The 15,521-nt window shown below is 37.9% G+C and carries 17 protein-coding genes; 10 read left to right on the forward strand and 7 right to left on the reverse strand.

What is annotated here, in order from left to right; translation table 11 throughout:
- The first annotated feature begins 104 nt into the window (after positions 1-104).
- From BLS38_RS11190 to BLS38_RS11200, 3 genes are all read left to right on the forward strand, one after another.
- Positions 105-1,001: a 5'-methylthioadenosine/S-adenosylhomocysteine nucleosidase gene (locus BLS38_RS11190; protein ID WP_092749625.1), complete on the forward strand. Its 897-nt coding sequence runs from the start codon at positions 105-107 to the stop codon at positions 999-1,001.
- Positions 1,002-1,020: 19 nt separating this feature from the next.
- A complete protein-coding gene (locus BLS38_RS11195; RefSeq protein WP_244518292.1) occupies positions 1,021-1,854 on the forward strand; it encodes a 5'-methylthioadenosine/S-adenosylhomocysteine nucleosidase in 834 nt (277 codons plus the stop codon).
- Positions 1,855-1,980: 126 nt separating this feature from the next.
- Positions 1,981-2,601: a TetR family transcriptional regulator gene (locus BLS38_RS11200; RefSeq protein ID WP_092749629.1), complete on the forward strand. Its 621-nt coding sequence runs from the start codon at positions 1,981-1,983 to the stop codon at positions 2,599-2,601.
- Positions 2,602-2,655: 54 nt separating this feature from the next.
- Here the strand turns inward: BLS38_RS11200 and BLS38_RS11205 are convergent, their stop codons facing one another.
- Positions 2,656-3,273 carry a thiol:disulfide interchange protein DsbA/DsbL gene (locus BLS38_RS11205; protein ID WP_092749631.1) on the reverse strand — a complete coding sequence of 206 codons (618 nt, stop codon included), beginning with the start codon at positions 3,271-3,273 and terminating at the stop codon, positions 2,656-2,658.
- Positions 3,274-3,449: 176 nt separating this feature from the next.
- Here BLS38_RS11205 and ubiG point away from each other — a divergent pair, with 176 nt between their 5' ends.
- The 4 genes from ubiG (at position 3,450) to BLS38_RS11225 (ending at position 6,158) form a co-directional block, all read left to right on the forward strand.
- Positions 3,450-4,160 (forward strand): bifunctional 2-polyprenyl-6-hydroxyphenol methylase/3-demethylubiquinol 3-O-methyltransferase UbiG, encoded by a 711-nt coding sequence (gene ubiG / locus BLS38_RS11210; RefSeq protein WP_092749633.1) that lies wholly within the window; start codon positions 3,450-3,452, stop codon positions 4,158-4,160.
- Positions 4,161-4,162: 2 nt separating this feature from the next.
- Positions 4,163-4,831: an HAD family hydrolase gene (locus tag BLS38_RS11215; protein ID WP_092749635.1), complete on the forward strand. Its 669-nt coding sequence runs from the start codon at positions 4,163-4,165 to the stop codon at positions 4,829-4,831.
- A gap of 22 nt (positions 4,832-4,853) precedes the next feature.
- A complete protein-coding gene (locus BLS38_RS11220; RefSeq protein WP_092749637.1) occupies positions 4,854-5,600 on the forward strand; it encodes a YciK family oxidoreductase in 747 nt (248 codons plus the stop codon).
- Between the two features lie 129 nt (positions 5,601-5,729).
- Positions 5,730-6,158 carry an RcnB family protein gene (locus BLS38_RS11225; protein ID WP_092749639.1) on the forward strand — a complete coding sequence of 143 codons (429 nt, stop codon included), beginning with the start codon at positions 5,730-5,732 and terminating at the stop codon, positions 6,156-6,158.
- 8 nt (positions 6,159-6,166) lie between these two features.
- Here the strand turns inward: BLS38_RS11225 and BLS38_RS11230 are convergent, their stop codons facing one another.
- The 4 genes from BLS38_RS11230 to ribF are packed head-to-tail and all read right to left on the reverse strand — an operon-like array spanning position 6,167 to position 11,065.
- Positions 6,167-6,652 (reverse strand): FKBP-type peptidyl-prolyl cis-trans isomerase, encoded by a 486-nt coding sequence (locus tag BLS38_RS11230; RefSeq protein WP_092749641.1) that lies wholly within the window; start codon positions 6,650-6,652, stop codon positions 6,167-6,169.
- A complete protein-coding gene (gene lspA, locus BLS38_RS11235) occupies positions 6,645-7,175 on the reverse strand; it encodes a signal peptidase II (RefSeq protein ID WP_092749643.1) in 531 nt (176 codons plus the stop codon). Before lspA ends, BLS38_RS11230 begins: the two co-directional genes overlap by 8 nt.
- A complete protein-coding gene (gene ileS / locus BLS38_RS11240; RefSeq protein WP_092749645.1) occupies positions 7,168-10,005 on the reverse strand; it encodes an isoleucine--tRNA ligase in 2,838 nt (945 codons plus the stop codon). The genes lspA and ileS overlap by 8 nt, the downstream gene beginning before the upstream one ends.
- 58 nt (positions 10,006-10,063) lie before the next feature.
- Positions 10,064-11,065, reverse strand: a complete 1,002-nt coding sequence (gene ribF, locus BLS38_RS11245; protein WP_092749647.1) for a bifunctional riboflavin kinase/FAD synthetase — start codon at positions 11,063-11,065, stop codon at positions 10,064-10,066.
- Between the two features lie 441 nt (positions 11,066-11,506).
- On the opposite strand from ribF, the gene BLS38_RS11250 reads away from it, so the two are divergent.
- Positions 11,507-11,908 (forward strand): cytidine deaminase, encoded by a 402-nt coding sequence (locus BLS38_RS11250; RefSeq protein WP_092749649.1) that lies wholly within the window; start codon positions 11,507-11,509, stop codon positions 11,906-11,908.
- Between the two features lie 18 nt (positions 11,909-11,926).
- Positions 11,927-12,451: a GNAT family N-acetyltransferase gene (locus BLS38_RS11255; RefSeq protein ID WP_092749651.1), complete on the forward strand. Its 525-nt coding sequence runs from the start codon at positions 11,927-11,929 to the stop codon at positions 12,449-12,451.
- Positions 12,452-12,652: 201 nt separating this feature from the next.
- Here BLS38_RS11255 and BLS38_RS11260 read toward each other — a convergent pair whose 3' ends face one another.
- Together BLS38_RS11260 and argA are read right to left on the reverse strand one after the other, a co-directional pair.
- Complete coding sequence (locus BLS38_RS11260) at positions 12,653-13,264, reverse strand: TetR/AcrR family transcriptional regulator (protein WP_092749653.1); 612 nt, start codon at positions 13,262-13,264, stop codon at positions 12,653-12,655.
- 118 nt (positions 13,265-13,382) lie between these two features.
- Positions 13,383-14,744 (reverse strand): amino-acid N-acetyltransferase, encoded by a 1,362-nt coding sequence (gene argA / locus BLS38_RS11265; protein ID WP_092749655.1) that lies wholly within the window; start codon positions 14,742-14,744, stop codon positions 13,383-13,385.
- Positions 14,745-14,888: 144 nt separating this feature from the next.
- Between argA and BLS38_RS11270 the strand changes: the two genes are divergently transcribed.
- Positions 14,889-15,521, forward strand: a 633-nt coding sequence (locus BLS38_RS11270) for a DUF1345 domain-containing protein (RefSeq protein ID WP_092749657.1), incomplete at its 3' end; no start/stop codon positions are given.

Consider the following 15,521-nt stretch of genomic DNA (forward strand, 5'->3'; position numbering starts at 1 on the left):
TAAAACTCCTGCTTTAACTGAATATAATATCCCTATAAAACATTCACTTTGGCACATTGCTTGCTTTAAAGTAATACATTTATATATTAATGATGGTAGATAATATGAAAAGAATACTCACGTTTTTTATGGCCTGTATACTCTGCAGTAGCGTATTTGCACATAAAATTGATGCAACATCACGCACAGCCATTGTCTGTGCATTTCAACCTGAAATTCCTGAGCTTTTAGCCGCACTCAAAGACTCTAAACAACACATTGTTAATCGCACCGTATTTTATACAGGTAAAATTGGCGATAAAGATGTTGTTTTATTCTTATCTGGCATGTCTATGGTGAATGCTGCCATGACCACACAAATGGCTTTAGATCATTTTAATGTTAAAAATATTGTATTCTCTGGCATTGCAGGTGGTGTAAACCCTGCGCTCAGTATTGGTGATGTGTCTGTACCAGATCAATGGGGTCAATATTTAGAAAGTATTATGGCACGTGAAGTAAACGGCAAATTTGTTGCACCGGGCTTTTTAAAAACACCTTACCCTAATTTTGGTATGATTTACCCACAAGATGTACAAATTGCCAATGGTACAGCGAACCCTGAAGAAAAATTCTGGTTCAAGGTCGATGCAAATTTATTGGCTCAAGCAAAAACTATTTTGGCTAAGCCAGCGCTAGACCGCTGTACTGCAGACAAACATTGCCTTAGCCATAACCCTAAAATCATTTTTGGTGGAAATGGGGTTTCAGGGCAATCTTTCATGGATAATGCAGCACTTCGTCAATTTGCATCAGATACCTTTAAAGCCAATGTGGTAGATATGGAATCTGCAGCCATTGGTCACGTAGCATATGTGAATAGCGTACCATTTATTGTATTCCGTTCAGTCTCTGACCTTGCAGGTGGTGGTGCTGGTGAAAATGAAGAAGGGACATTCTTTGCATTGGCCGCAAAAAACTCATCTCAACTCGTGATTCAATACGTAAAAGCTTTACAATAACTTACTTTTAGGAGCTTTCCTGATGTTTAAAACTGTATTTAAGTCAGTTGTACTTTCAAGCGCACTCATTGCTGCTGTCCAGTTACATGCTGCAACTACAAAACAAGCCCCTGTTGTAATTCAAGGTGCATTAGATATTGAAACTGACCGTATGATCAGCCAATTAAAAGGTGTAAAAACAAAAACCTATGGTGGTTGGCAGTTTTGGGAAGGAACGTATCAAGGCTACCCTATTGTAATTTCCCGCACACTGATGGGGATGTCAAATGCTGCAGCTGCAACTACTTTAGCCATTGAGCACTACCACCCAAAAGCCATTATTAACCAAGGTACAGCGGGTGGCCATGACCCTGAATTAAAAGTATTTGATATTGTATTGGGTAAAGAGTCAGAAAATATTGGGGCATTTATTACTGATAAAAAAGTACTTGGTGAAGGATCTAACTCACTCACATGGCATAAATCATTTAACTTATTGCCAAAAAACAACACCCCTGAAGAAGAAATACGTCACCTACGCTTTGAGGGTGATTCTAAACTCTTAGCGGCTGCAAACAGCCTTAAATCTACATATACACAAGGTAAAGTCGTTGAAGGTGTAATTGGTTCAGCAGATGTTTGGAACAACGAGTTAGACCGTATTCAATACTTTCACCAAAACTACAAAACCTCTGTAGAGGAAATGGAAACAGCATCAGCAGCACAAGTTGCATCTCTTTACAAAGTTCCATTTTTAGGTATTCGAGTACTTTCAAATAACTTAACTAACAATGGTAACTACAATCCAGGAACAGGAGCAGCTTGCCAAGACTACGTGCTCAATGTTGCTAAAGCTTATTTAGCACAAAAATAATTCAATTTTATTATGGCCTTTGTCATAAACAAGGGTCATACTCTATTTAAGCCTTATGCCGTTTCATGTAAGGACACTTACATTTTTACATTTTACGATTGAAAGTAAACGATGGATTAATGCAATATGTCGATACGTGCTGAACGAAAAATTCAAAATAGACAAAATATTATTGATAAAGTGCTGTTACTCAGTTATCACGGCCAACCATTTTATAACATTAGTTTTAGACAAATTGCCAGTGAAGTCGGCTTAGTCCCTAGTGCAATTTATCGCTATTTCCCCAATAAAGATTTACTTGCTCAAGCAACAGTTGACCAAGTTGGTGTATTTATTAAAAGTGGTTTATTTCAATCTCGTGCAAGATTTACAACACATGCTGAAGAAGACTCTGAAGTACGTTTAGCTATGTTCTTTAAATCGGTAGAAGAACATGCTCTTTATTGGCATTTTTTTGTATCAGAACGCTGGGGCGGTTATCCCATTTTAGAAAATAGTATTGAGCATGATGTAGATGATTTAGCAAATGACCTCATGCTTGATGTTAGACGTCTTGAGTATTATCAACTGTGTGAAGAGAGCACACTCAGAACTTATGCCGACCTTTTATTACAACTCTCTATGGTATGGTCAAAACAGTGGATCAAACTCCATAAAATAGATACGCAGATGAGTCCTGAAAAAGTAGTTTTCTTACGTGCAAGCTTCAAAAAGCTTGTATTTTTAAAGCGTGCAATTGTTGTCTAACAACCTAAAAGGACGCACCTTCAATCTATAAAAGATACGCCCATGGCTTTGAATCTATTTTGCTTTACGTTCTTTTTCTAAAAGATAGTTTAAGACTTGTGTCACTTTCCCATCTTCACCTTGAATCATATATTTGCCATTTACAATAATAGCGGGCACACCTGTAATTTGATACTGCTGTGCTAACTTATTCGACTCGGCAACCTGAGTACTCACAGCAAAAGAATTATAGGCACTATTAAATTGGCTTTCAGGCACGCCGTACTTCGTAAAAAATTTTGCAGCCGATGCTTGATCAAAAATTTGTTGATTATCTACATGGATGGCATGCATCAGTGGTAAATGCGTTTTTTGACGGACATTTAATAGCTCAGATGCATAATAAGTACGAGCACCAGACTCCCAAACAGGGTTCATCGCTGCAGGCGTACGGAGGAAATTTACATCTTTTGGCATGGCTTTCAACCATGTTTGCATATATGGCTCTAATTTAAAACAATGCGGGCAACCATACCAAAAAAACTCACGAACTAAGATTTTATTACCTGTGGCAGGGCTTGGATTTTTTAATACCGTATAATCTTTACCTGCAACAAATGGTTCTGCAGCCATTGCCTGTACAGAGAAAGCCATCACTGTTGCCGCAATTCCATGAATAATAAATTTTTTCATAATGTCCTATAAATCCTACTCAAGTCATATTCTCAACCTATAGAGTACCTCCTTATTGAAAAATATTCATGCTTAAAACGTCTTGTTTGTGTGAAGTTTTTTTTATCTATTATCACTTTTCATCAATACAAGCTACACTAGAAAATACAAAATAAAAGCGACGGATCGGTATCAATATGTCAGTACTCAATGTAGACCAACAAGAAATTGCTAAATTTGAAGCGCTTGCAGAAAAATGGTGGGACCAAACTTCAGAATTTCGCCCACTCCATGAAATCAATCCATTACGTTTAAATTGGATTAACCAACATGCACAAGGCTTACAGGGTAAAAAAGTACTCGATGTTGGTTGTGGTGGTGGTATTTTATCTGAAAGTATGGCTCGACTCGGGGCAGAAGTACTCGGTATAGACATGGGTGAAGCACCACTCAATGTGGCTCGTTTACACGCTGAAAAAGAATCTGTTCATAATATCCAATATCAACAAATTCCAGTAGAAGAATTGGCTAAAGAACATGCAGGGCAATATGATGTCGTGACATGTATGGAAATGCTAGAGCATGTACCAGACCCTGCATCAATTATTAAAGCATGCCAGCAATTGGTCAAACCAGGCGGGCACGTCTTCTTTTCAACCATTAACCGTAATCCGAAGTCTTACTTATTTGCAATTATTGGTGCTGAGTACATTTTAAGATTACTGCCAAAAGGCACACATGACTACCATAAATTCATTCGTCCAAGTGAACTCAAACAAGATATTCAAGCAGCCAATTTAACCTTTAAGCATAGTATAGGACTGCACTACAATCCGCTCACTAAGCATTATTGGCTCGCACCAAATGTTGATGTGAACTATATGATACATACACAACGTGAGGCATGATCATGAAAAAAGCGGTTTTATTTGACCTAGATGGTACGCTTATTGATACAGCAGCTGACTTTATTCGCATCATACAAGCCATGTGCAAAGCTGAAAATAAACCGATAATTGATGCAGATGCCATACGTGCACAAGTGTCTGAAGGGGCTAGAGCCATGTTGCAATTGGCCTACCCAGATATATCACCACAAGATGAAAAATTCACGCACTATCGACAACTATTTTTAACTGAATATGAAAATAATATTGCGGTAGAAAGTCGTTTATTTCAGGGTATGCCTGAGCTACTCAGTCTGCTTGAAGAAAAAAAAATTCCTTGGGGTATTGTAACGAATAAACCTAGATATTTATCTGAGCGTCTACTTAAAGCACTTCACTTAGATCAGAGATGTGCTGTTTTAGTTTGCCCAGAAGATGTAAAAAATACTAAGCCTGACCCAGAGCCTATGTTTCTAGCAGCTCAAAACATTGATATTGATGCTCAAGACATTATCTATGTTGGAGATCATCCAAGAGATATCGATGCAGGACGAGCAGCACATATGTATACCATACTTGCAGCGTATGGCTATTTACCACATGCCCATAAAGATGACCTGACCGTATGGCAAGCAGATAGTATTGTTCATGATGTACCCTCACTACAGCACAGTATTCTCAAGCAAATTTAAAATTGAACAGGGAGATCTTTTTATGCCAAACACAACATATCAAGCCGCACCCGACTTACTCAAAGGTAAAATTATTTTAGTCACAGGTGCAAGCGACGGCATTGGCCGTACGGCTGCCATTAGTTACGCTTTACACGGTGCAACCGTGGTATTGCATGGTCGCACACTTAATAAACTTGAAGTGATTTATGATGACATTGAAAACTTAGGTGCGCCACAGCCTGCCATTTTACCACTGCAACTATCGAGTGCATCTGTACGTGATTACGAAGCACTTTTCAACACACTAGAACAACAGTTTGGCCGATTAGATGGCATTTTACACAGTGCAGGACTATTGGGTGAACGTGTTCCTTTAGCCAATTATGACTTAGAAACATGGGAAGAAGTCATGGCCGTCAATCTCAAAGCACCATTTGCACTAACGCAAACTTTATTGCCTTTATTGGCAAAATCAGAAGATGCCTCTGTGATTTTTACCAGTTCAGGTGTGGGACGTGAAGCACGAGGTTTATGGGGTGCTTACTCGGTATCTAAGTTTGGTATAGAAGCACTCAGCCAAATTTTTGCACAGGAAAATACCTACCCGAATATTCGTTTTAACTGTATTAATCCAGGCGCAACACGTACTGCAATGCGAGCGAAAGCCTTTCCACATGAAGACCCTCTAAGTTTACCAACAGCAGAAAAAATCATGCCAAGCTATTTATATCTGATGGGCAAAGACAGTCAAAATATGAATGGTCAAAGTATAAATGCACAATTATGACTAAAAATTCATAAATTGTTTAGTTTGTTAAATAAACCACGTTATGATCTTCACAATTTCTTAGTAATTCGATAGGCGTAATACACTACACTAGTGTTTAATAAATCATCTCTTTTTTGAGCGTGCCCGATGAAAAAGCGTATTTTAGTCACGTGTACCTTAAACTTATGCGTCACTACACTAGTTTTTGCAGGACCTGGTGGGGGCGGTATGTCTGGCGGTGGTGGTGGATTTGGTGGAGGCATGCCGGGTGGCGGTGAACGCATGTCTGGTGGGCGTAGTATGAATAATATGGGGGCAAACTACAGTAACAATGACGATTTATTTGATGACTTACAAGAGCGCAGACGCGCTAGAGAAGAACGAGGATTTCAACGTTTAAAACAACTAAAATGGAAAACGGGTTATACCATTCCTCAGCATTACCAAAGTGACCGTTACAAAGTCAGTGCTCTAGCGTACAACCTACCTCAACCTCAAACAACGCAACAATGGTATAAAATTAACAGTGACTTTGTACTTGTCGATGCTAAAAATACCATTGTAGATGTACGCTAAAACATCAATCACTCAAGCAAGTTCACCGCCTGTTGACCACTAGGTATAACCTTAAATACTTCAACTGCAAACGTAATATTTTTTCCTGCGAGCGGGTGATTAAAATCTATTTCTGTAATATCCGTATTTACAGATTTCACCACACCAAAGACACTGGCTTTAGCTTTATCTTCAAACTCTATAATATGTCCTTCGGCAGGCATATCTTCAAATTTCACCGTATCAAAGCGCTGTATATTGTCTGGATTCCACGGACCAAAAGCATCTTCTGGCGGCAAATGTACTGTACGGCGATCCCCTGCTTTTAGGCCTAAAAGTGCTTTTTCAAAACCCGGTAGTAAATTGCCATCACCCATCACCAACTGCACAGGCGCATCATGTTGCCGTGTATTATCAATCTCGACACCATTTTCGAGTGCGACAGAAAAATGTAACCTTACAGCACTTCCCTGTTCAATACGTATCTCTTCGTTGGGGTAAACAATATCAGTCATTTTTATGGCCTGCTTGACGCTTTTTTTCTAAAAAGAAAGTGTCTACCAATAATAAAATTGTGCCCAAAGTAATGGCGCTATCTGCAATGTTAAATGCAGGAAAATTATAGCTTTCATAGTACACATGAATAAAATCAACCACATAACCTAACGTTACACGATCAATTAAATTACCAATTGCACCACCTAAAATTAACGCAATGGCAGCAGGCAGTATATAGATCCCTTTAGGCATGCGCATGAGCCAATAGACAAACACGACTGAAACCAGTCCAGCTAAACCCGTAAAAATATAACGTTGCCAACCACCTGCATCTGATAAAAAGCTAAAAGCAGCTCCATAGTTATGCAATAACGTCCAGTTCAGTAAAGGCACAACATGTTGCGGGTCAGCATAGTTTAAGTGCTGACTCGCAATTGATTTTGTCCACTGGTCTATAACAATGGCAAGGACAGATAGTCCAAGCCATAGCATATTTGACACATGAAATTTTGTTTTTGGCTTCACATGTGAGTTAGGCATATTTTCTCTCTTCACCAGCACCATCAATATTGACAATACAACGAGAACATAAGCCAACATGACCTGCATGTGTATTTACATCTGGTAATACATGCCAACAACGTGCACACTTTTCACCATCTGCACTGGTCACTGCAACACGTAAGCCTTGTAATTCAGTTGTATCACCTTCATTTTCTGACCATGCCTGTACGTCTACTTGCGAGGTAATTAAAACAAAACGTAATTCATTTTCTAAACGATTCAATAGTGTTTCTAACTCAGGTGTTGCCCACAAAGTGACTTTAGCAGACAAATTACCACCCACAGCTTTAGCATTACGTGCCACTTCAATTTGCTTATTCACTGCAGACTTCACTGCAATCAGTTGTTGCCAATCTTGCTCAGACAATACATTCGATACCACGTTTGGTAAGTCATACCACTGTGTTGTAAAGACATATTTTTCAGTTTGCTCAGGAATCAACGGCCATGCTTCTTGGGCAGTAAAGCTCAAAATTGGACTGATCCAACGTACAAACGCTTGTACAATATGATATAGCGCAGTTTGTGCTGAATGGCGCGCTTGTGAATCTTCTTTGGTCGTGTATTGACGGTCTTTAATAATATCTAAATAAAAACCACCTAAGTCGTTAATACAGAAATTCGTTAACGCACTACATACAGCATGAAAATTCATTTCAGCATATGAGGCTACAATTGTATTTTGTACTTCATTGGCACGCTGTAAAATATATTGATCTAATGAAATCAGCTGTTCTGTTGGTAATAAGTCAGTACTTGGTTGAAAACCTTTAAGGTTCGCCAACAAGAAACGTAATGTATTACGAATACGGCGATAGCTGTCGCTTACACGATTAAAGACTTCTTTAGAGGCTGCAATTTCATAGCGGTAGTCGCTTGAAGCAACATATAAACGTAAACCATCTGCACCCAATTGCTTGGTAATTTCCTCTAAAGGAATATAATTACCCAGTGATTTAGACAATTTACGCCCTTTTTCATCGACTGTGAAACCATGCGTCAATAGCGTTTTATACGGTGCACGACCATGAATCGCCATAGAAGTCAGTAGTGAAGATTGGAACCAACCACGGTGTTGATCTGAGCCTTCTAAGTATAAATCCGCAGGGCTTTCTAGTTCAGCACGCTGATCAAGCACTGCATAATGCGTTGTACCTGAGTCAAACCATACATCAAGTGTGTCTCGCACTGCGTTGTACTGCGTAGCTTCATCACCTAAGAAATCCTTTGGTTCACGGTTAAACCATGCATCAATGCCCTCTTTTTCAATCAACTGTGCCACTTCTTCAATCAGTTCAGCTGTACGTGGGTGCAATTCATTGCTGTCTTTATGCACAAAAAATGGAATTGGCACACCCCATGTACGCTGTCTAGAAATACACCAATCTGGGCGACCATCAATCATCGACTCAATACGGTTTTTACCCCAGTTTGGAATAAACTCAATCTCATTTTCAATTGAGTTTAATGCAGCTTGGCGTAACCCTTGCTGATCCATGCTAATAAACCATTGTGGTGTAGCACGGAAAATAATTGGGGTTTTATGACGCCAGCAATGTGGGTAGCTGTGACGAATTGGAACATGTGCCCACAAGCGATAGTTTTCAGCCAAAGCCGCTATAATTTTTGGGTTGGCTTTATAAATATGTTCACCGGCAAACAGTGGTGAAGTTGGTAGATACACACCATTTCCACCCACAGGGTTATCTACAGGTAACCCATACTGCAAACCGACTTTGTAATCGTCTACACCGTGACCAGGGGCGGTATGTACTGCACCTGTACCACTGGTTGCAATTACGTGTTCGCCTAAAATAACGGGCACTTGACGTGTCGCAATTAATGGATGCTGTAACAGTAATTTTTCGAGTTTATCACCCAGAAAGTTTGCCAAGACAACAGGGTTTTCTAACCCATAACGCTCACATGCAGACTCAACAAGATCTTTGGCCAAGATTAAATTGTGTAAACCACGTTCTGTTTGTACTTGAACCAATTGGTATTCAATTTGTGCATGCACTGCCACTGCTTGGTTTGCTGGCATAGTCCATGGTGTTGTTGTCCAAATCACCATATCGGTTGAATTTGTTACGGTTACACCTAAACGTTCAGACAAAGCTGCTAAATCAACAATGCCAAAACCAACATCTATTGCATCTGATTTTTTGTCTTCATACTCAACTTCTGCTTCTGCCAATGCAGAACCACAATCTAAACACCAGTTGACTGGTTTTAAGCCGGGTTGAATATGACCATTCTTTTGAATCGCACCCACTGCACGTACAATATTAGCTTCTTGCTTAAAGTCCATGGTCAAATATGGATTATCCCAATCACCCAATATACCTAAACGTTTAAAGTCATTACGCTGTATGTCTACTTGTTTCAAAGCATATTCACGGCAATGTTTACGGAACGTAGCAGCGTCTACCTTTTGACCTACTTTACCTACTTTTTCTTCAACTTTTAGTTCAATCGGTAAACCATGACAGTCCCAACCAGGCACATACGGCGCATCAAAACCATCTAAAGTTTTACTTTTCACAATAATATCTTTTAAAACTTTATTCACTACATGGCCTAAATGAATTTGACCATTTGCATACGGCGGGCCGTCATGCAAAATATACTTTTTCTTGCCTATACGGGACTCGCGAATTCGCTGATAAATGTTGTCTGCATACCACTCTTGCAACCATTTTATTTCACGTACCGCAAGGTTCGCTTTCATTGCAAACTCTGTGCCCGGTAAGTTTAATGTGGCTTTATAGTCCACGACATTTTCAGGATTTTGCTTATCGCTCATGCAAGTGACTTCCAGTATTTTCAGAGTATTTAAACTCTTTGTATTTCAAAATAAAAAATTAGTGAAAAGGAAAACGTGTGTTCTGAGTACGATATTGTCGTAACTGCAAAACATCATCATGAATTCCTGCTTTTAATGCTTCAAATGACGGATATTTCCGCTCACCATGTAAATAGTGCAAAAAAGTGACACGCATCAGTAAGCCATACAGATTAGCAGAAACATCAGGAAAGTGTACCTCTAACCGCCATTGTGGCTTTTTTTGCTGAATAGCAGGGCGTGTACCTAAATTCGCGGCCCCAAATAATGTATGTGGCTGATAGCCTAGTATGCCTTGAGTTCCACCCGCTTTATATACTTTTTCAGGCAAAGATTGTGTTTCACAGCTCACATCAACGCCATAAATTCCTTTTAAACACGGTTTATGACGTTTTAATGCGACATTAATGGTTGGAAAATCTAAAGTACGACCGAGTTTATCACCGTGCTGTACTCGCCCAATCATACTATAAGGTCGACCCAACAACTGTGCAGCCAGTGGTAAATTGCCTGCTTGTAGGGTTTCACGAATACGCGTAGAACTGACTCGCTCACCATTTAAAACCACTGTTTCAAGGTTATCTACAACAAAACCTTGCTGGCGTAAAAAATTAGTATTCCCTTGGCGGTTTTTACCAAAATGAAAATCGTCACCTAAAACCAAAGTGGTTGTATTGAGTTTTTCCTTTAAAACCAAAGTAAAATCAGTTGCCGTTTGATGGCGTAAAAAATCATCAAATCGAGCAACAATAATATAATCTATCCCTAATTCATGTAAATACGTTACTTTTTCACGTAAAGAGGAAATTCTAGGTGGTGCATCATCTGCGTAAAATACTTCAAGCGGTTGTGGCTCAAACAGCATAACGAGGGTTTTTAGGTGATTCTCTTGAGCGACAGCTTTTAATTGCGCAATCATGGCCTGATGCCCTAAATGCACACCATCAAAGTTACCAATCGTCACGGCGGTCTTAGGCAAATTGAGTTGCTGTGTTGCTGCATTTAAGCGAAGTAATTTCATAGATCAGTCAATAATGCTTATCTGTTTAAGTGACTATTTTGCCATATTCTCAATCATGGGTGTTATTGTTGTTTACGTAAAATCTGGTTTTATCTAGATTACAACATCGATAAAAGAGCTGATGATTGATGGCTAAATGGACATATGAATTTTTAAGTATCGCCACTTGATATCAATATAGCCTCTTTAAGAGTAAAAATACGTTTAAAACATTCAAGATAAAAAAGTAACCCTTCATCAGTAGATCAATTACCCAAGAAATAAAAGCGTACCTGCTAAATACCATTTAATATAGATTCGTTGGTCGTATCACATTTGGTTAATCGACTTAATTTAAATTTGATCTAAACATAAGCATTTATTTCATACCCCCAATACAGTCATAAATCCCTGACCATCACATTTAAATATTTGGCAAAAATTAAAAAGGTAAAAGACATTATGCAGCAGAAATTACTTCAGACAGCTCTAGACTTCATGTCATTACGCTACCCTCAAGGCTCAGGTGGTGTCGCTGTACTTGCAACTGAAAGTGGTAAAATTCTTACCAGTATCGCACCTGATGTAAAAAATGATGCGTTATCTGTATGTATGGAAATGGGGGCTTGTTTAGAAGCTCATAAAATCAATGAAAAAGTGACACACTCTTTGTGTATTTACAGAGAATCTGAACATTCTCAAATTTTATTTTTAACCCCTTGTGGTATTTGCCAAGAAAGACTGGCGCATTGGGGGGGACATGTTCAAGTGGCTGTAAGTACATCTGACAATATCTTACTCTTTAAACCACTTCGTGAGCTTATGCCATATCATTGGTCTATCGTAAATGGCGACATACTTTAATACTTTAGGTTTTTATTCATGACACTTTCTTACCGTCAGTTATTTGCTGAAAAAAGTACCGATATTGCGCAACTTCAATCGGTTTACAATGCATCTACAGATTATTTTCAAATTGTTTTAGGACATTTACCCAACAATGATGCAACACATCAAGATTTACTTGCCGTACCACAAGGCTGCTCACTTGATGCAAAGTTCTTTTATGGGATCTATGAAAAAACACAAATGATTGGATGCATAGATTTGATTCGTGGCTACCCCAACGAAAACACTATATTTATTGGGTTACTATTATTTATAACCACTCGCCAAGGTTTAGGCTATGGACCTCAATCACTAGAATTTATTATTCAACAAGCAATCCAATGGAATTGTCATCAATTACGTATTGCTGTTGTTGCATCGAATGTAAAGGCACTTGCATTTTGGTTAAGAGAAGGTTTTATCGAAATTTATCGTAAAGAATCAGAAAAATTTGTCGCACCTATTGTAGTCATGGAGCGAGTAATCAATGCAACTGATTTTCAACAGTTAAAGTCATAAAAAAATAATTACTTTCAGTGCATTGAATAGATTACAGTTTCTAATATAACCCATTTAAATCTGGTCAAAAATATCTGTCCTATTTTTTAATACATAACAAATCTTAAGTAAAATAGCTTCAACGGCATATACTTATTGGCTTACATCAAAACATGAGGGACGGACCTTTCACTTATAGCACGCATGTACCTTTCCCCTACACTATCTAGCAAGTGCGCCATGCAACAATAACTGAACATTATTTTTAATCGCTGCTTGATTGAAAGAACGATTACGTAACGTTTTTCCTGTAAGCACTTCAAATTGTGTATCAAAATCAGCATAGCTTTGCGTCACTGACCACAAATTCATAATAAATAGTTCAGGTTCAATATCTTTTGCTATTTTTCCTTGAGCCTGCCATTCAGCAATCACTTTTACCTTACGTTTAAAATATTTTTTAATCGAACCTTTTAAAATAGTTTGAATATAAGGTGCTCCTTGAATAATCTCTAAAGCAAATAACTTAGATGCTTTCGGATTTAAGCGAGAAAACTCCAATTTACTCTCAATATACTGAGTAAGCATTTCTTCAGGATTTTCATCAACATCCAACATTTGCATAGACTCTAGCCATTTTTGTAGCACAGAAGTCAGCACTTCAATATACAATGCTTCTTTATTTGAAAAATAATAGAAAATATTTGATTTATGCATATCTGAACGCTTAGCAATTTCATCCAAGCTTGCACCAGTAAACCCGTATACACAAAAAACATCCAAAGCTGCATTTAAAAGCTGATGACGCTTTTGCGTACTTTTTTTAAGTTCCATAATGGCGATCTATCAGAGAATTTGAATAACTGATTTTAGATCAATTAGTTTTATTTGTGCATTGAATTTACTTGATTTTTTATGAAAAAATCAAGTAAGCATAATCGATTTTATCTATTCAACTCACACATACATTTTTTTTAAATACTTGTGAGTTACGCTGATAATTATACAGCTGTTGTCGACTACTCGGTAAATCATCGACACTCGCCTGTACAAAACCTTGCTCTAAAAACCAATGTGCTGTTCTTGTCGTTAATACAAATATATATTCAATTCCTAAATGCTTCGCTTTTTGTTCAAGAAAATCTAAAATTTGTTGCCCTCTGTTCGACTTTCGATAACCAGAGTGCACAGCAACACATGCTATTTCAGCACTTCTCACTTCATTTTGTTGAATCTCCATCGGGTATAATGCAGCACAGGCCAAAATTGTCCCATCTCGCTCAATTACTGCAAATTGATCAATTTCATGCTCTAAACGCTCTCTAGAACGATAGACCAAAATACCCTGCTCTTCTAAAGGTTTAAGTAACTCCATTAATCCACCGACATCGTGAATTGTAGCAGTACGTACCTGCTCATAATGTGCATCTGTAATCATTGTTCCCATGCCATCTCGGGTAAACAATTCTTGAATTAATGCACCATCATAAGAAAAAGGCAGTAAATGTACACGTTGTACCCCATTTAAAGATGCTTCTTTAGCGCTTTGCAACAGTAATGACAGTTGCAGATCTACATCACGTTCATGCACAATATATTCATCTAATTGATGTGGAGAAATCTCTCTTAACAACTGACCTGCTGTATTTTTCAAACCCTCTTGATGACATAGAAAAATTAGCTTGTCTGCATTTAATGCAATTGCTGTTTTAGTTGCCACTTCTTGAGAAAGTAAATTAAAAACCTCACCTGTCGTTGAATATCCCGTAGGGCCAAGTAAAATAATATTATTTTGTTCTAATAAACTATTTATACATACTGTATCTACAGCACGAACCTCTCCGCTTAAATGAAAATCTATACCGTCATGAATACCAAAAGGCTTTGCGGTAATAAAATTACCAGAAACTACATCAATTTTTGCACCAAACATTGGGGAGTTAGCAAGGCCCATCGACAATAATGCTTCAATATATAAGCGAGATGCACCTACTGCACTCATGACTTCTGGAAGTGCTTCTCTAGTCGTGACTCTACGATTCAAATATGTAGGCGTTTCAATTCCCTGTTTTGCAATCGCATCATCAATTTGCTCTCTAGCACCATGTACTAAAACTAAGCGAATACCTAATGAGTGCAACAAAGCAATATCATGAATAATATGGTGGAACCCATCTTGTTTTAATGCCGCACCTTCAAACAAAATAACAAAGGTTTTACTACGATGTGCATTAATGTAAGGAGCAGAATGACGAAACCAATGCAAATAATCTTGTGTGCTTATCATCTGTGTTTCTTTTGAGTTTATGGACATCGATTAACCTAAATACAAAAACTTTATGATAATTATTTTAGAACAAAATAATCCAACTAAGCAGAATATTATATAGTTATGGAACAATTCATCTTCATTTAAGCTTGACCACCACACACTAAACAATAATAACAAGGAGTATTTATGAATTATCTGAGAAGAAGTTATTTTAGTATTATCCACCACCCTCGCTTTTACACCATGATTCCTGTTGGTTTAACGATCGCTTTGATCTTAAATCTGGTTACAAATTGGAAATGGTCTACAGTAACTCTAATTAGTTGGAATACTGCTGTAATTTTCTATTTGATTTGTAGTTTTATTCAACTTAAAGGAGATCAACAAGAACATATTGTTCGTCGTGCTAAAAAACAAGATGAAGGTAAGTGGACCATTTTATTACTGGTATTTATTGCATTAATCATGTGCTTATGTGCAATATTAGTGAATTTATCACACATTCCTAATCAAGCAAATATTAAATATGCTCGTGTTGCACTGTCTATTTTTACAATTGTGAGCACATGGTTTTTTGTACATACTATCTTTGCAATCCACTATGCACATGACTTTTATGTTGCTTATCAAAAACAAGAAGAAACTGGATTAGAATTTCCTAAAACTGCTAAACCTACGTACTCAGATTTCATTTATTTTAGCTATGTAATCGGGACAGCCTCGCAGACAGCGGATGTATCGATAACGAGTTCAAGAATGAGGCGTTTGAATACACTACATTTGTTATTGGCATTTGCATATAACACATTGATTTTAGCG

It is taken from the genome of Acinetobacter boissieri, assembly GCF_900096955.1.
GTDB lineage: Bacteria > Pseudomonadota > Gammaproteobacteria > Pseudomonadales > Moraxellaceae > Acinetobacter > Acinetobacter boissieri.